The sequence below is a fragment of the Aeromicrobium sp. genome (assembly GCF_047606445.1).
Taxonomy (GTDB): Bacteria; Actinomycetota; Actinomycetes; order Propionibacteriales; family Nocardioidaceae; genus Aeromicrobium.
Genome location: NZ_JASGEK010000082.1, coordinates 1 through 14655 on the forward strand (window position 1 = coordinate 1; position 14655 = coordinate 14655).

General features: G+C 71.5%; 20 protein-coding genes, 1 tRNA gene and 1 pseudogene. 2 read left to right on the top strand and 20 right to left on the bottom strand.

Annotated elements, in window-relative coordinates:
- Nucleotides 1–57 precede the first annotated feature (57 nt).
- From QM621_RS14920 to QM621_RS15000, 17 genes are all read right to left on the bottom strand, one after another.
- The gene (locus QM621_RS14920; protein WP_414991181.1) at nt 58–360 is read right to left on the bottom strand and encodes a hypothetical protein; all 303 of its coding nucleotides are present in this window, start codon (nt 358–360) and stop codon (nt 58–60) included.
- Nucleotides 357–794 carry a hypothetical protein gene (locus QM621_RS14925; protein ID WP_414991182.1) on the bottom strand — a complete coding sequence of 146 codons (438 nt, stop codon included), beginning with the start codon at nt 792–794 and terminating at the stop codon, nt 357–359. Before QM621_RS14925 ends, QM621_RS14920 begins: the two co-directional genes overlap by 4 nt.
- Before the next feature lies 1 nt (nt 795).
- Nucleotides 796–2418, bottom strand: coding sequence for a hypothetical protein (locus QM621_RS14930; protein ID WP_414991183.1), 1623 nt, complete (start codon nt 2416–2418; stop codon nt 796–798).
- Entirely contained in the window at nt 2415–4259 is a 1845-nt protein-coding gene (locus QM621_RS14935; RefSeq protein ID WP_414991184.1) for a hypothetical protein, read from the bottom strand. Before QM621_RS14935 ends, QM621_RS14930 begins: the two co-directional genes overlap by 4 nt.
- Before the next feature lie 104 nt (nt 4260–4363).
- The gene (locus QM621_RS14940) at nt 4364–4684 is read right to left on the bottom strand and encodes a hypothetical protein (RefSeq protein WP_414991185.1); all 321 of its coding nucleotides are present in this window, start codon (nt 4682–4684) and stop codon (nt 4364–4366) included.
- Nucleotides 4681–5058, bottom strand: a complete 378-nt coding sequence (locus QM621_RS14945) for a hypothetical protein (protein WP_414991186.1) — start codon at nt 5056–5058, stop codon at nt 4681–4683. Before QM621_RS14945 ends, QM621_RS14940 begins: the two co-directional genes overlap by 4 nt.
- Nucleotides 5059–5061: 3 nt before the next feature.
- The gene (locus tag QM621_RS14950) at nt 5062–5481 is read right to left on the bottom strand and encodes a hypothetical protein (RefSeq protein WP_414991187.1); all 420 of its coding nucleotides are present in this window, start codon (nt 5479–5481) and stop codon (nt 5062–5064) included.
- Between the two features lie 6 nt (nt 5482–5487).
- Nucleotides 5488–5835, bottom strand: a complete 348-nt coding sequence (locus QM621_RS14955; protein WP_414991188.1) for a hypothetical protein — start codon at nt 5833–5835, stop codon at nt 5488–5490.
- Nucleotides 5832–6146, bottom strand: coding sequence for a hypothetical protein (locus QM621_RS14960; protein ID WP_414991189.1), 315 nt, complete (start codon nt 6144–6146; stop codon nt 5832–5834). Before QM621_RS14960 ends, QM621_RS14955 begins: the two co-directional genes overlap by 4 nt.
- Before the next feature lie 2 nt (nt 6147–6148).
- Nucleotides 6149–8995, bottom strand: coding sequence for a phage portal protein (locus tag QM621_RS14965; protein ID WP_414991199.1), 2847 nt, complete (start codon nt 8993–8995; stop codon nt 6149–6151).
- A gap of 90 nt (nt 8996–9085) precedes the next feature.
- Nucleotides 9086–10960, bottom strand: a complete 1875-nt coding sequence (locus tag QM621_RS14970; RefSeq protein WP_414991190.1) for an HNH endonuclease — start codon at nt 10958–10960, stop codon at nt 9086–9088.
- Nucleotides 10953–11222: a hypothetical protein gene (locus QM621_RS14975; protein WP_414991191.1), complete on the bottom strand. Its 270-nt coding sequence runs from the start codon at nt 11220–11222 to the stop codon at nt 10953–10955. The genes QM621_RS14970 and QM621_RS14975 overlap by 8 nt, the downstream gene beginning before the upstream one ends.
- Nucleotides 11223–11694: 472 nt before the next feature.
- Nucleotides 11695–11880 carry a hypothetical protein gene (locus QM621_RS14980; protein ID WP_414991192.1) on the bottom strand — a complete coding sequence of 62 codons (186 nt, stop codon included), beginning with the start codon at nt 11878–11880 and terminating at the stop codon, nt 11695–11697.
- On the bottom strand, nt 11877–12161 hold the full coding sequence (locus QM621_RS14985; protein ID WP_414991193.1) for a hypothetical protein: 285 nt from the start codon (nt 12159–12161) through the stop codon (nt 11877–11879). The genes QM621_RS14980 and QM621_RS14985 overlap by 4 nt, the downstream gene beginning before the upstream one ends.
- A gap of 103 nt (nt 12162–12264) precedes the next feature.
- Nucleotides 12265–12582, bottom strand: coding sequence for a hypothetical protein (locus tag QM621_RS14990; RefSeq protein WP_414991194.1), 318 nt, complete (start codon nt 12580–12582; stop codon nt 12265–12267).
- The gene (locus tag QM621_RS14995; protein WP_414991195.1) at nt 12579–12740 is read right to left on the bottom strand and encodes a hypothetical protein; all 162 of its coding nucleotides are present in this window, start codon (nt 12738–12740) and stop codon (nt 12579–12581) included. Before QM621_RS14995 ends, QM621_RS14990 begins: the two co-directional genes overlap by 4 nt.
- Nucleotides 12737–12967, bottom strand: a complete 231-nt coding sequence (locus tag QM621_RS15000; RefSeq protein WP_414991196.1) for a hypothetical protein — start codon at nt 12965–12967, stop codon at nt 12737–12739. Before QM621_RS15000 ends, QM621_RS14995 begins: the two co-directional genes overlap by 4 nt.
- Nucleotides 12968–13095: 128 nt before the next feature.
- Between QM621_RS15000 and QM621_RS15005 the strand changes: the two genes are divergently transcribed.
- On the top strand, nt 13096–13278 hold the full coding sequence (locus QM621_RS15005) for a hypothetical protein (RefSeq protein ID WP_414991197.1): 183 nt from the start codon (nt 13096–13098) through the stop codon (nt 13276–13278).
- 164 nt (nt 13279–13442) lie between these two features.
- Here QM621_RS15005 and QM621_RS15010 read toward each other — a convergent pair whose 3' ends face one another.
- Nucleotides 13443–13676 carry a hypothetical protein gene (locus QM621_RS15010; protein WP_414991198.1) on the bottom strand — a complete coding sequence of 78 codons (234 nt, stop codon included), beginning with the start codon at nt 13674–13676 and terminating at the stop codon, nt 13443–13445.
- A 173-nt stretch (nt 13677–13849) separates the two neighbouring features.
- On the opposite strand from QM621_RS15010, the gene QM621_RS15015 reads away from it, so the two are divergent.
- Nucleotides 13850–14134: a helix-turn-helix domain-containing protein gene (locus tag QM621_RS15015; RefSeq protein ID WP_414991200.1), complete on the top strand. Its 285-nt coding sequence runs from the start codon at nt 13850–13852 to the stop codon at nt 14132–14134.
- Here QM621_RS15015 and QM621_RS15020 read toward each other — a convergent pair.
- Both QM621_RS15020 and QM621_RS15025 read right to left on the bottom strand, forming a co-directional pair.
- Nucleotides 14093–14165: transfer RNA gene (locus QM621_RS15020), tRNA-Arg, on the bottom strand. The two genes, QM621_RS15015 and QM621_RS15020, sit on opposite strands and share 42 nt — an antisense overlap.
- A 184-nt stretch (nt 14166–14349) precedes the next feature.
- Nucleotides 14350–14511, bottom strand: a pseudogene (locus QM621_RS15025) (transposase); the annotation flags it as partial.
- Nucleotides 14512–14655 lie beyond the last annotated feature (144 nt).

Here is a 14655-nt window from a genome sequence, read left to right on the forward strand (position 1 = left end):
CGCCGCGCGGGGAGTGCTTGCTCGTGGCGACGGTGCGGGTGGTGAGGGGGGAGTGGGTCATGGGGTGTCTCCTTGGGTGATGTGGCGGTCGAGTCGTGCGGCGAGGGCGCGCACGTCGGCGCGGGTCTCGCGGCTCTCGGCGCGTCCTTCGCGCAGGTCGGCGCGGATGCCGCCGAGCTCGCGGCGCACGAAGTCGGCGAATCCGTTGCCGGTGGGCGCGGCGAGGTCGCGGGCGGCCTCGGCGGCGTCCCGCGTGGCGGACACGCGGGAGTCGAGCCGACGGAGCCACCACGCCAGGCCCGCGACGAGCACGCTGGCCAGCGGGGCGGCGGTCGCTGCGATGACGTGGTCGGGGCTCATGAGGCGACCATCCAGCCCAGGGAGAACAGGGCGACGGCGTTGACCGCGTGGTTTATGCCGTACGCGTAGCTGCGGATGTGGACGCCGCCGTCGGGGTTGACGACGACGGCGACGAAGGCTGTGCCGGTGTCGAGGTAGCCGACGCCGTGGGTTGCGACGGTGCGCCGCATGGACGCCGGGACGACGCAGACCTGCCGCCAGCCGCCGGCGAGCCAGTTCACGGTTTTGACGGTGACGGCCCCGTGGAGGTTGACGGAGAGGCCTTGCCGGGCGATGGTCGGCGGTCCGGATAGGTTCGCGGTCGATGCGGTGACGATCGGCAGCGTGGCGGCCTCGTAGTGCGCGGCCGAGGTGGTGGGCACCTCCGGGACGATTTTGTTCAGCCTCGCGGCGGTGAGCAGGCTGCCGTTGACGAAGGTGTCGAGTTTCGGCATGTCAGTTCTCCTTGCGCAGGTCGAGGACGGCCGTCCACGAGCGGGCGGTGATGGCGTGTCGGATGGCGGCGACCCGCACGCTGTGGGTCGATCCGTCACGGGTGACGGTGATGAGGTCGTTGAGTTCGAGGGTGATGAGGGACGGGTCGTCGGAGGGGCGGATCGTGATCGATGTGAGGGTGTCGTCGGCTGTGGCTTGGCTCGCGGCGATCTGGTCGAGCCGTTGTGCCAGGAGCGTCTCGTCGTCGCCTGTGTGGAGGGACAGTTCGATCGCTTTGGACCGGCGGCCGTAGGTGGCGACGGATTCGTCGTCGTCGACGAGGTGGGTGTCGTCGGCGCTGTTTCCGGTGGCGGGGTCGCGGCCGAGGTTCGTGACGCGCCAGTCGTTGACGACGCGGCGGGTGTCGCGACCGCCGAGGGGGTCGGCGTAGGAGGGGTCGGCGAGGTCGGAGAGCGCGGCGCGGACGGTCGTGTCGAGGATGGTGCGGGCTCGTACTCGGCCGTCGCGTGTGGGCCACCAGTAGGCGTCGGCGGTGTGGGCGGCGATGTCGAGGTGCGTCGCGACGGACGCCTCGCGGCCGATGTCGCGTTCGAGGTAGTCGTCGGCGGGGGTGATCTCGGTCAGCGTCAACCGGGTGACGGCGAAGCCCCACGCTCCTGTCTCCGGGTCGGGGGCGGCCTCGGGGGTCGGGTACGCGACGCGCACGGTGTGCGCGCTATAGGTCGCGGTGAAGTCGTAGGGCGCGATGGGGGTCTCGTAGTTGTCGACGAAGGCTCCGACCGGTCCCCAGCCGAGGCCGTCGACGCCGACGACGAGCGACTGGTTCGCGCTGCCCAGGCCGGTGACGCGGTAACGGCGGCCGGGGACGAGGCCGGTGATGGTGGTCTGCGCGCCGACCGTCTTCGCCGGGATGGACCAGCTGCTCGGCGGCGGCGACACGGACTGGAAGTCGACGATGAGGGCGATGCCTTCCGTGGCGATCGTTCCCGAGGCGATCCATTGGTCGGTGCGGTGGAAGTCCACGTGGTGGACGTTCCCGGACGGCATGCCGTAGCCGGTCCACCGTCCGAGCACGTTCCGGTCGTCCGGCGAGCCGGACAGCGTCCACGTCGGCATGGGCGGCGGCGGGTCGAGGACCACGTCGGTGTTCTCGGTGACGCGTTCGACGCGTTGCGTGAAGTGTTCGCGGCCGGCGGCCGAGGTCGCGCCGACGCGGGTCGTGTTGGCGTAGGAGGACACGGGGTCGACGCACAGGATGGTGGTGAGGGTGCTGCCCTTGCTGCTGGTCGTGTCGTACACGTCGAGGATGCGGCCGGTCCACAGCGGGACGCCGTCGTGGGCGACGCGGACGGGCACGTTGGCGCGGAGGTTGAGGTCGGCGCGCAGCGCGTTGCCGTCGTGCTCGCCGAGGACGACGGTCATGGAGCCCACGTCGGGGGATCGGCCGAGGGGGCCGCCGGACGCGATGGCGGTCGGGTCGGCCGACACGAGGGGCGCGTCGTACGGCAGCCACGCGAGCTCGCCGCCGCCGACGTACGTGCCGACGTTGCTCCGGCCGAGTACGAAGCCGGACGTGGGGCCGAGGATCTCGACGCGCAGGCGGTCGAGGTGGGGCGGGGTCATCGTGGGCGGCCTCCGATCCGTTCCCATTCGTCGAGGCACTCTTGGACTTCGCGGCCGACGGCGGCTCTGTCGGTTCCGGGCGGCACGTTGACGGTGATCTGGTAGGTGCGGTTGACGGTGAGGGTGCCGCCGTCGTGGGCGGTCCGCACGGCGAGGTCGCGGTCGGCGTCGGCGTCGGCGAGGTCGAGTTCGGGGCGCATGCCGCCGATGTCGTCGGTGACGCCTTGGAGTTTGCGGCGCAGGGCGGCCTCGCGCTGGGCGATCCCGTAGATGAGGCCGTCGATGATGAGGGTGCCCGCCGGGGTCAGCAGCCGCTTGTCCCGTTTGGGCGGCCCCTTCCAGCTGGTGAGCTTCCCGGTCAGCTCGCCCAGCTTGTTCTTGACCGCGCCGAACTTGGAGGCGATGCCGTCGATGAGGCCGTCGATGATCTTCTTCCCGGCGCTCTTGAGCCATTCGCCCGCGCCGGACAGGGCGTCTTTGACCTTGCCGGGGATGCCCGCGACGAACCCGACCATGCGTCCGATACCGGACGCGACCGCCGTGACGACGGTGACGACGACGTTGATGACCATGCGCCAGTAGGCGACGACGGCCGTCAGGTAGAGCTTGACGCCGGCGGCGAGCCACCCGACGACGGTGCCGATGCCGGCGCCGACGGCTTTGATGGCCTCCCAGCAGGCGGCCCCGGCCGCTTTCATCGCGTCCCACGCGGCTGTGACGATCTTCTTGCCGAGTTCGGTCTGGGTGAAGAACCAGACGAGCGCGGCGATCACGGCGAGGACCGCGACGACGAGCAGCCCGATGGGGTTGGCGACGACGGCGGCGTTGAGCGCGAGCATGGCGGTGCGGGCCGCGCCCATGGCGGCGGTCCCGGCGACGACGGCGAGCCGCCAGACGAGCCAGGCGGTGCCGTAGGCGTACTGGGCGACGGTGCCGAGCTTGGTCGCTGCGGTCACGATGACCTGGATCGCGGCGTACGCCTTCATGGCGACGTTGACGGTCAGGACGGTCGCGGCGAGCCCGGCGACGGCGACGCCGGCCGCGAAGGTCGCCTTCTCGTGGTCGGCGAGGAACCCGACGACGGACGCGATGATCTGCTGGATTCTGGCGTAGGCGGGCAGCAGTCGCTCGCCGATCTCGGCGCGCTGGTCCGCCAGCGCGGCGGTGTTGCGCTGTGCCGCGCCCGCCGCCGTGTCGGCCTCGGACGCGAACTGGCCCTCGGACTCGGCGGTCTTCTCGAAGAGCAGGTCGAGGCGGGCCTGCATCTCGGCCTGTTTGAGGGCCTCCCCTTCCAGGCCGGCCAGGCCCTGCGCGGCGAGGCGGGCGTTCACGTCGGCCTGCTTGATGCTGACGCCGTACCGCTCCATGGGGTCGGCCTCGCCGCGCAGCAGCGACCCGACGGCCTCGACTGCTTCCTTGGTGGAGCCGCCGAACGTCGCGGCGAGGTCGGCGGCGCGCGTGTTGAGCTGGTCGGTCAGCCCCGCGACCTGCTCCAACGGCAGGCCCGCGCCCTTGAGCATCGCCCCGGAGACGTTCGCCAACTCGCGGTACTCGTTCGCGGACAGGCCGATGGCCTGCGCGGCCTGTCTGGACTTCTTGACCACGTCGCCGGCGTACTCGCCGAAGACCTGCTTGGTCGCGCCGATGGACTGCTGCGCGTCGGACGCGGCGTCCAGCGCGCCCTTGCCGTAGGCGGCGACCGCGCCGAGCGCGGCGGCGGCGGGCAGCGACGCCTGCTGGAACGCGCCGCCGACCTTCTGGGCGGTGGTCGCGGTCTCGTTGAGGTCGGCGACGGCCTTGCGGGCGTTGGTGACGATGCTGATGACGATCGGGCCGGCCATGCCGCCCCCTCTCTATCGGCGAGCCCGGCGGGCCACGGCTCGGATGAACCGGTCGCGCTCGACGCGGGTGAGTTGCTTGTAGTCGTGCTTGCTGACGCCGTGGATCAGGAAGAGGGCGAGCTCGTCGGCGTCTCGGATGGCTCGCCGCTGGCGTTTCCCGCCTCGGCGGCCTCGGCCTGGTCCTTGTCGGCGAAGTAGTCGCCGACGACATCGCTCGTGAGGCCCTTGGCGTAGGCGAAGGCCTCAGCGGGCTTGTCACCGTGGTTGCGGATGCGGTCGATGGCGACGCACGCGCGGACGGGGACCATGGGCCGGGTCTCGGCGGCCGCGTACACGTCGGCGCCGTAGCGGGCGGCGATGAGGTCCTCGTCGTGGCCGGTGAGGGTGCCGAGCATCTCGCGGATGGTCAGGGGGGATTCGCTCATAGGTCGAGCCCTCGCTTTCTGATCTGGGTGTCGATCTCGTCTTCGAGCCGTCCGACGGCTCGGGGCATGTACTCGGCCTCGCCGCGCTGCATGAACATGGCGGGGGCGATGTGGCGGGCCGGCCATCCGTAGTTGACGGGTCCGGCGTAAGGGACGGCGGCGCGGCCCGCTCGGACGACGGCCTTGGCTTTGGCGCGGTTGCCGCGCACGTCGGCGGCGAGGCGGCCGGACTTGCGGGGCGCGTGCCGTGAGACGGCCTCGGCGGCCTCGCCCGCGATGGTCGAGAAGGCGTCTTTGAGGTCGTCGACGGCCAGGCCGAGGGCTTGCAGCCGCCGCACCAGCGACGCGAGCCCCTCGACCTGCACGCCCGCCACGGGTCAGGCCGTGATCTTGACGGGCTTGGCCTGGCACACCCACTCGCACTCGAACGTGAACCGCGCGGTCGGCGAGGCGTCGGCGTCGCCGCCGAGGAGGTCGCCGTCGGGCTCGCTGACGGTGACGACGCCCGCGAAGTGCGGTTGCGCGGGGGTGGGCACCTCGTTGCCGTAGGGCCGCAGCAGGAAGGGCACGTCCTCGCCGGAGTGCGACCAGACGAGGTCCCAGAGGCTCCCCTCGGCGGCGTCCTGCACGCCGGTGAAGACGAGCTTGTACTCCCGCTTGCCGCCCGCTCGGGCGTCGGCGAAGGTCACGAAGTCGCTGTCGGCCTCGCCGGTGGTGATCTTGCCGGTGCTGATCTGGTTGTCGACTTCCTCGCCGTCGAGTTCGAGGGTGAGGGTCCGTGTTCCAAGTGCCGCCATAGCGGGTCAGTCCTCTCGGTGTCCGTTGATGAAGACGCACGGCAGGACGCCGACGCCGGGGATGGTGAGCTGCTGCATCTGCGCGCCGGTGACGCGCATGTGCGGGGCGAGCGCGGCCGTCAGCGGCGCGAAAAGCTCGTCGGCCATCTGCTCGGCGGCGGCGAGGTCCTGCGGCAGCAGGACGACGACGTTCCAGTAGCCGACGAACCCGAACGGGTTGGGCTGCTCGGAGCGGTCCCACCGGACGAAGCCCGCGCCGGGCGCGGTGACGCCCGCGAAGTACGGCGACACGTCGACGCCGTCGACACTGGACGCCGCCTCCGCGAGCGCGTCGCGGACCTCCGCGCGGCTCACCCGCACACCCGCTTGCGGTAGGGGCCTTCCAGACGGCGCACCTCGGGGTCGTTCCCGCCGACACGGGTCGAGCCCATCTCGTCGGACATGACGCCCAGGGGCAGGCCCCGCATGGCGAGGTTGCGGGAGACGCGGCGCAGCAGCGCCTCGGCCAGCGGCGGCGCGTACGGGACGACCCGGCACGCGGAGGCCTGCGCGGCGGTCTCGGCGGCGAGCGCGCCGCCGACGGCGGTGTCGGACTGGTTGGCGGCCAACGGCCCGAGATATTCCTTGACGGCGGCGAGGTCGGGCCGCTCGACGGTCTCGGCCATGCTCAGCCGTCCTCGGGGTCGGGGGCGGTGTAGGCGAGGGTGACGACGTCGGAGTCGCGGGTGACCGCGGACGCGGCGTAGCCCCAGATCGCGATGTCGACGCTCTTGACCATGTAGGAGAAGTCGAAGCGCTTCGGGGCGGACGCCCAGGCGTAGACCGACGACGGCACGAACAGCTTGGACGGGCTCGTGCCGAGCGGCCAGGCGGCGCGGCCGGTGAGGCTGCCGATGCTGACCCGGTCGAAGCTGCCGGGCACGCCGCCGTCGGCGTTGGTCGGACCGGCCACGGGCAGCAGCGGACGGCCGGTGGAGTCCTTCGCGTCGACCAGCTCGGGGAACAGCTCGGAGTTGAGGGCCAGGCCGGTGAACCGGTTGCCGCCTCGCACGAACTGGAAGCCGACCATGAGCCGCTTGACGGCGGCGACGAGGGCGGGGCCGGTGAGGCTGCCGAGCGGGCGGGTGTCGCCGACGACCGCGCCGAGCGTGGTCGCGATGTCGTTCTCGATGGCCTCGTGCCAGGCGGCCATCATCTCGTTCCAGATGATCTGGTCGGCCTGCGGACTGCCGCCCTGGTCGATGACCTCCCGGTTGACGGTGACCTTGCCCGACTTCGGCTTCGGGCTGACGGTCATGGACGTGGCGGTGAAGCTGCCGGTGGTCGGCTCGACGCCCTCGGCGTGGGCGTTGACGAGGCCCGCAGCCGACCCGAACTTCGGGATCGTGAACGGGGTCTGGTCGGCGACGCCGCCGGTGGTGACCATCTCCCACAGCGGCCGGTTGTGGTGGAGCGCGCCGACGTAGAGGTCGGGCCGGTTCTCGACAGGGTTGAGGGTGGCCGTGTTGGCGGTGGTCACGGCGAACGCGGCGGCCATGTGCTCGTCCAGGCAGCGGCGGGCCTCGGCGTCGCCGCCGAGCGCGGCGCGCATGTCGGCGACGACGGACCGCTGGGCGGGCAGCCCGTCGAAGCGGTAGAGGGGGGCCTCGTCCACCGTTGTCTCGACGGTCGGGGCGACCGGCTCGCGGGGCGGCAGGCTCAGGCCCGCGAACCCGGCGGTGATGGCGTCGGCGATAGCGGAGAAGTCGGGGCCGTCGGTCGGATCGAGGGCGCTGGTCTGGGCTTCGGGCGTGGGCATGGTGTCTCCTTCGGTGACGGATGCGGCGACGGCGAGGACTCGGGCGTCGCCGAAGGCCGGGAACGGGGTGAGGCTGGTCTCCACGAGCGGCATGGACACGGCGTGGTTGACGCCGCCGGTGGTGCGGTATTTGCCGCCGACGCCGACGCCGACCGACAGGCCGTCCCACACGCCGTCCTCGGCCTTGGTCAGGGCGCGGTCGCCGTCCGGTCCGCGCTCGACGGCGAAGGTCCCGTAGAGGCCGTCGGGCTTGTCGTCCAGCTCGACGGCGTGTCCGCACGCGGTGGCGAGGTCGTGGCCGACGCAGAGCTTGACGCGGCGGGGGTCGTCCCAGACGAGGGAGCCCTGCGAGAACTGCCACCGCTGGCCCTTGCTGACGCCGACGACGCCGTACGGGATGAGACGGCCGCCGATGAGGCGCTTCTCACGGTCGACGGCGAACGTCGCGGCGGTCTCGCCCATGTCGAGGCCGAGCACGCCGGTCTCGTCCGTGAAGGTGAGCGCGGCGGCGTCGCCGGAGGCCTTCGGCGGTTCGATCGCCAGCGGCTCGGCGGGCGGGGCGGCGGGCGGCGGGGCGGTCGGCTTGAGGGCGTCGAGTTCGGCGGGGGTGAGCGGGGGCCGGTCCTCCAGCTCGCGTATCTCGGGCACGGTGAGCGCGCCGACCCGCACGGCGACCTCGTAGGCCTCGTAGCGGGACTTGGTGTCGCCGCGCAGGAAGGCGTCGAGGTTGATCCGGGCGGTGTAGCCGCGAGGGGTCACGTCGTTCATGGACAGGCGGTCCTCGAAGGCCTGCCGGAACTGGCCGAGGGTGAAGTCCACGAACGTCTTGCGGCGGTCCTCGCTGTTGGCGTAGGTGCGCGAGGTGGTCGACACGCCGAGCTCCTCGGGGTCGACGCCCATGAGGCGGGCGATCTCCAGCACGGCGTGCTGCCGCCCCTCGACCAGCTGCAGCTGGTCGGGCGACCAGCCCGCGACGTTGTACTTGAGCGCGTAGGGCACCCAGCCGGTCGAGCGGGCGCGGCGGGCGTCCTCCCACGAGCCGAGGAACGCAGCCACCTCGTCGGCGTCGGTGGCGTCGGTGGTCGCGTCGGTGGGCGTGAAGTAGTCGACCGGCGGTGTGCCGTCGGCCGTGCGGGAGGCGGCGGCGTCGAGGTTCAGACAGGTGCGGATGGCCCGCGCCCCGGCGACGAGGAGCCCCTCGGTCGGGGAGTCGAAGCGGATCATCTCCTCTGCGGGCACGGTCCTGCCGTCGACGCTGACCTTGCCGTCGAGGCCGAGGGCGACGCGGCGCGGGTCGATCCGCTTGACCTCGACCGGGAAGGTGTGCCACCCGAAGCGGGTGACGCGCCACCAGGCGCGGGCGTGGAGCACGAGGTCGGCGAACGTCTTGGCGAAGGTGACCGAGCGGGGCGTGCCTGCCTCGGGCTGGTCGAACAGCGACCAGTCGACGGCCTTGCGCCCGGGGCCGAGCAGGTCGATGGGCAGGCCGCCGAGGGTCGAGGCGATGAGGTCGCAGCCGCGCTTGACGGCGGGCACGCTCATCGCCTCGCGGCGGGTGACGGGCGCGGTCGAGACCGCCTGCGGCGTGTACGACGCGAGCCCGAACACGGCCGGGTCGACGTCGACCTCGCCGCCGAGGGCCTCGGGCAGGATGGCGGACGGGTCGTCGGCGAACGTCGCGACGGTGTCGCGGCCGGCGATCCAGTTCCGAAGCATTCCCACGGCGACATGTCTAGACCCGGAACGCCGACCGCCGCGCGGATGTTTAGCGAACAGCTAAACCCGTTTGGCCGGTCGCTAAACATCTCACCGCCGGGCGGTGATGACGCGCATGGCCCGCCGAGCGGGCAGCGCACGGGCGGCGTCGGCGGCCCACACGGCGGCTTTGACGGCGTCCGCGCGGACCGTCGAGGCGAGGCGGGGGCCGTCCGCGCCGGGCACGAGCCGCACGGCGCAGGCCTGCCCGGTCAGGTGGGCCGTGTCGGTGTGGCGCAGGCCGTCCTCGCGGATGAGCCCGCCGAGGCGCTGCACCGTCGCCGCGACCCGCCCCGTCGCGGCTTGCGTGCGGACGCCGACCAGGGCGGGGTCGTCGGCCAGTGACGCGCCGACGACGACGGGCGCACGCAGCCGCAGGCCGCGCAGCAGCTCGGCGACGGCGGCGAGGCTGTCGTGGCCGGTGACGTGGACGACGGCGCGCCCGTCGACCTGCCACGCGAGCGCGAGGGACACGCCCTTGGTGAACCAGGACTCGACGGCCGCGACCGGCGGGTCGTCGGCCGGGGCGGGGGCGGCGAGGCCCGCCCAGTCGTCGTCGGTGACGACGGGCTCGCCCCGCTGCGCTTTGCGCTCGCCGAGCCGCCACACGTTGAGGTACTGGGAGGCGAACCCGGCGAGCGGGTCGGGGTCGTCGGCCTCGGGGTCGGCCTGTCCGGCGAGCGCGGCGTCGTACTTGCGTGAGATGAGCTTGCGGCGCGCCTCGGACCAGTGCGGCGACGCGGCACGCCAGACGGCCGGGTCGGCGGGGTCGCTGCCGGGCGGCGCGGCCCACACCAGCAGCACCACCTCGGGGTCGTCGCTCGCCAGGGCCGTCGAGATGCGGCCGCGCATGAGGGAGGTCGCCCGACGGTGCGCGGTCGACGTGATGAGGAGCTGCGGCATGATCCGTTCCAGCGTGGCCGGTTCGATGCCCTCGGTGACGGTCTCGGGCTTGACGTTCCACGCCTCGTCGATGAGACCGAGGGTCACGTCATAGCCGTAGACGCCGTCCTGTGATCGGACGAGCCACCGGTTGCCGTCCGGCGTCTCGACGGCCTCCTTGCCGTTGGCTCGGGTGACCTCCCATCCCTTCGACTCGGCCCATCGCCACGCGCCCCGCTGTATCTCGCGGCAGATCGCCATGTCGGAGCCGGTGTGCATCGCGAGCTGTGGTTCGCCGAACAGGCCGAGGGGGTCGGCGAGCCGCCACAGGGCCACGCCCCGCATGCGCACCGACTTGCCCGCTCGGCGGGGCGCGGAGTCGATCATCACGGCCGTCGTGAGGGTGCCGTCGGCGCGGTGCTCAAACTGGCGGACGACCGCGAGCCGCTGCCACCAGCGCAGCGTGATGCCCTGCTCGCGCTCGATCCAGTCGATGACCTGATCGCCGTACGATCCGGTCGCGTCGGCCGGGGGCGGCGACATGTACAGGGGCGGGCTGGCGTCGTCGGGAATCGACGTGACGACCTCGGCCAGCCACGGGTGCTCGGCGAGCCGATCCGGGTCCCACTCAAGCTCGGGCCGCACTTCCAGGGCCTCGCCAGTCGGGGGTTTGGGCATCCCGGGCAGGGCCGGTTGGGTCAGCGTCGGACCACCCTCGGGGGGAGAGACGGGAAGGGGCGGGGGCTCTCCGCAGGCCGGCCCGACGGGGAAAACGGCGGCGAGCGCCTCGGCCGCCGCTTTCTCGCGGACGACGGCCTGCCCGCCCTTGTCGCTGCACGGCCGGCACTCGACCTGCCAGTTGGACACGGCCATGGTCAGGTGCGGGTGCGTGGCGCGGCTGCGCTTGTGGCCGACGACCCACGGCGTGCCGCCGTCCATCACCTCGCCGCACTTCGCGCACGGCCTGGGCAGCCACGTCGCCACGATGGCGCGGGCCTGCTCGACCACACGGCCCGACCACGAGCCGTCGAGCGGGTCACGCACGACGGGCCTTCGGCACGGCCAGGCGCAGGCACGACGCCGACGAGGAGTCGTGCAGCAGGCCATGGCGCACAGCCGTGCGGATCGCCTGGCTGACGACCGAGGCCGACGCCCGCGGCGCGACCGCCTCGCGCAGCTGCCCCGGCCTCAGGTGGGCTCGGCCCGATTGGTCGGCGGTGCCGAGCGCGTACAGGCAGACCGCCACCCACAACGGCGGCTTGCCCGAGACGGCCCACCCACGGGCGATGTCATGTCCTTTGCTCACGATGTCTCACTTCCACTCGGTTGGGATTTCTTGCAGTCCGCCAGTTCGGCCTATCTCACATGTGGTGTAGGGGCGGGATATGGAACCCCTGCGGGGTGCTGGCCCCCGCCGGACTGAGAGCCCCCCGGACTGCCCCCCACGGACGCCGTAGCGTCGCAGCAGCGCACGACTACCAGCCCCGCCGCGCGAGGCGACGTGGCTGTGCTGCCCCGTCTCGTGTCCTTGGCCGTGGCCACGAGACCGGCCGCCCCGGCGTGTGGGCGGTGCTGTCAGGCGGAGCCCCCGGCATGTCCAGGCCGGTACTGCTGACTCCCCATCGCCGACGATGAGTTGTGCGGACCCTCACGGGTCCAGGCGGTCACGTTCTCCCCTACGCCGCCTACGCCTCCTTTCTGTCTGTCGTCGTGCTGTGGTCGTGCCCCACGTCGGCCATGACGCCGATGCCGCCCTACGGCGGGCGTGAGGCTGGGTGCTACTGGGTCGGGTCGAGCCCGGCTATCTCGTGGACGACGCCGCAGCCGCCACGGTGGGCCAGCTGCGCGTCGTCGGCCCCGCACGCCACGGCCCGTCGTCGGCGGGGCCGGTGCCACAGGTAGTTGACGAGGCCGCAGTCAGGGCATGTCCAGGCGAACTGCTGCCGGTAGTAGACGAGGGTCATGCGCTCAGACCCGCACCGGCGTCGCCGACGCCACGGAACACGCCGCGCCGGAAGTGGCGCGAGACCGCGCCGACCTGGTTTCCCGTCCACCACTTGCCCGCCCAGAACGCCGCGACGGGCTTCTCGACCTCGGCGGCCTCGGCGCAGGCCTCGCGCAGCGGGCAGGCGTCGCAGATCGCCGACAGGCGCGCCGCGAGGGCGTCACGGTCGGCCCAATGCGTCGGCGGGTCGTCGGTGAAGCGCGGGTCGTCCCGGCACGCCGCCAGGTTCTCCACGCTCACCACTCCCGCACCGACTCAGCGAGGGCGGCCGCGATGATCCACAGGCAGGCCAGCAGCACCAGCACGAGACAGCCCGTCGACACGAGCGTCAGCAGCACGCCGATCATTCGTCGTCCCTCCCGTTCCGTAAGGCCTCGCACTTAGCCACGAGGTCCACGAGGTCGAGGTAGGCCGAGCGGACGGCCTCCCTCGCCCGCTCGCACGCCTGCCGCCGCGCCTCGTGGATCTCACGCCGCGACCGGGTCGGCACACGGTGCAGCTCGCTGGGCAACGTCGCGAGCCGGTACTCAGCGGCCGCTCTGTCCTCCGAGGCGTCCGCGTACCGGCGCGCCAGCACCGCCAACCACTCGAACGGCGACTCGTCGGTGACCGGCTCGGTGTCGAGGATGTACGACGGCGTACGGTCAGCAGTCGCGCTCATGCGCGCTCACCCCGCATCGCCGCCAGCAGCTCATGCTTGGCCGCGACAGCACGCAGGAACGCGGTCCCGCCCGTCACGTCGTCCAGGAAGGCGAGCATCGCCGTGTGGAAGCGGAACGCGGCCGCCGCGCACCGCCGACCCGGATGCGCGCCGCTCACGAGCCGACTCCCGCCGCGACCACACGGCACTGCGCGGCCTGCCGGACCATGCGGTCGGCGAGGGCGCGGCCCATGTCGTCCTGCTCGGCCGGGTCGGCCTCGCCAGCGAGGGCGAGGGCCTCGGCCGCGTAGTGGTCCAGAAGCTCAGCCACCGCGACAAGCACCTGTGCGACAGTCAGCTTGGACACGTCACGGGTCGGCAGCAGCGGATGGCGCGGCGCGCTCACGAGTCGCCCCGATCCGACACCGGCGAGGCGGGAGAAGAAGGAACCGCCCCGCCAGCGTCAGAGGGCTCTCCTACGGTGTCCCCCACCGTCGACGTAGCCGCGTCGACGCCCACCGAAGGAGAAGAACCATGGACCGAAACGACCATCTCGCCCAAATCGACAGCCGCATCGCCGCGCTGGGCGCTGTCGCCGACCGCCTGGCCGCCGAGGAAGAAGGCGTCACCACCGTCGACATCATCGCCCCGCTGACCAAGCTCACCATCACACTCGCCACCGCCGTCCGTGACCTCCTGGACGCCGCTGCCGACTGAACCGGGCGCGGCAGGCCAATCGCTCAGGAAGTAGGACAGTTCCCGTCCAACCTCAGCAGCCTCCCGCCGACGCTCGGCGCGCCGTCGCTGCTCACGGCGACGGCGCGCCGCCTCGGACAGGAGCCAGCCGAGCAGGCCCCCAAGAACCACCCTCACCAGGCCGCTCACTCGCCCGCCCCCTCGGCCGTCAGCACGCGGATCGCGTCAGCGAGCGCAGTAACAAGACAAAGCTCAGTCGCCGCGTAGTTGACCTCGGCCAAGACAGCCGTCAGCGCCGAGAGGGCACGGCCGTCGAGGACAGCCGCCGCCGCCTCGATAGCCCGCGCAGCCGCGATGAAGCACTCAGCCAGCGCGACCACCGTCGGATCAAGGGTTACATCTTTGCAAGTATCCGTCATGCCCCAGAGTATGGATTACAAATCAGTATGACTTCAAGTGACACGCCCGAAACTTTCCTACAAATCTGTAGTCATCATGCGCGAAACGCTGTACTGTTCCACCCATGACCATCCACCCAACCGCCGACGATGCATGGCTGAGTCGCACGGTGAACGAGAACATCACAACGCTGATGTTTCGCATGGGCTGGAAGCAGAAGGACCTCGCGGAGGCAGCCCACATGACGGGCGCTTCGGTCAGTCGCAAGCTGAAAGGCCTCTACGACTGGACCCTTCCCGAGGTTGCCAGGCTTTCAGGAATCTTCCATGTCGAAGTCGGCGAACTGCTCGGCGAAATCCCACCGTTTGAGGTGTGGGAGTCCCGGAAGCGCAACACCCCCGGTCTTCTGACCGAGGGTGTTGAAGGTGGTGATACGCGCGCCCGTAGGGATTCGAACCCCAAACCTTCTGATCCGTAGTCAGATGCTCTATCCGTTGAGCTACGGGCGCATGTCCTCGATGCCGTGTGAGGACTCCGACAGTCTAGCGGATCGTTCTCGACACGGCGAACGGGGGTCGTCGTCATCCGGACTTCGCCAAGGCGCCTGAGCCGTCGGCGATCTGTCGCTGAACGAATACGTCAGATGCTGGCTCTCCGGCCCAGGGTGAGTTGAGTCCCGCATAGTGGTGTCACGCGGTAGGCCTTGACCCAGTACGCCGACGAGGACTCGTTGATCTCCGACTCGCGGGCGACCTGCGCGACCGGCCGACCCGCACCAGCCACCACGAGCTGGACCGCATCGGCCTTGAACTCGGCGCTGAACTGCCGACGCTTCTTCGTGTTTGACGTAGACATGATGCCCGTTGCGTCCTGAGCAATGATCAGAACCTGTGGATGGCGCTCGGCGAGGTGACGTGAAGTGGACGTACCTCCCGAGCAAGGATCGAAGTCCATGCGGTTCTGATCAGGGTCGGCGTTGGCGCGCCGGCTCGGGAAGGC

Excerpts from the sequence above, each read along its gene's own strand:
- QM621_RS14920 (WP_414991181.1), bottom strand. The coding sequence starts at position 360 with ATGAGCCCCGACCACGTCATCGCAGCGACCGCCGCCCCGCTGGCCAGC.
- QM621_RS14925 (WP_414991182.1), bottom strand. The coding sequence starts at position 794 with ATGCCGAAACTCGACACCTTCGTCAACGGCAGCCTGCTCACCGCCGCG.
- QM621_RS14930 (WP_414991183.1), bottom strand. The coding sequence starts at position 2,418 with ATGACCCCGCCCCACCTCGACCGCCTGCGCGTCGAGATCCTCGGCCCC.
- QM621_RS14935 (WP_414991184.1), bottom strand. The coding sequence starts at position 4,259 with ATGGCCGGCCCGATCGTCATCAGCATCGTCACCAACGCCCGCAAGGCC.
- QM621_RS14940 (WP_414991185.1), bottom strand. The coding sequence starts at position 4,684 with ATGAGCGAATCCCCCCTGACCATCCGCGAGATGCTCGGCACCCTCACC.
- QM621_RS14950 (WP_414991187.1), bottom strand. The coding sequence starts at position 5,481 with ATGGCGGCACTTGGAACACGGACCCTCACCCTCGAACTCGACGGCGAG.
- QM621_RS14960 (WP_414991189.1), bottom strand. The coding sequence starts at position 6,146 with ATGGCCGAGACCGTCGAGCGGCCCGACCTCGCCGCCGTCAAGGAATAT.
- QM621_RS14965 (WP_414991199.1), bottom strand. The coding sequence starts at position 8,995 with ATGCTTCGGAACTGGATCGCCGGCCGCGACACCGTCGCGACGTTCGCC.
- QM621_RS14980 (WP_414991192.1), bottom strand. The coding sequence starts at position 11,880 with ATGACCCTCGTCTACTACCGGCAGCAGTTCGCCTGGACATGCCCTGAC.
- QM621_RS14990 (WP_414991194.1), bottom strand. The coding sequence starts at position 12,582 with ATGAGCGCGACTGCTGACCGTACGCCGTCGTACATCCTCGACACCGAG.
- QM621_RS15005 (WP_414991197.1), top strand. The coding sequence starts at position 13,096 with ATGGACCGAAACGACCATCTCGCCCAAATCGACAGCCGCATCGCCGCG.
- QM621_RS15010 (WP_414991198.1), bottom strand. The coding sequence starts at position 13,676 with ATGACGGATACTTGCAAAGATGTAACCCTTGATCCGACGGTGGTCGCG.
- QM621_RS15015 (WP_414991200.1), top strand. The coding sequence starts at position 13,850 with ATGTTTCGCATGGGCTGGAAGCAGAAGGACCTCGCGGAGGCAGCCCAC.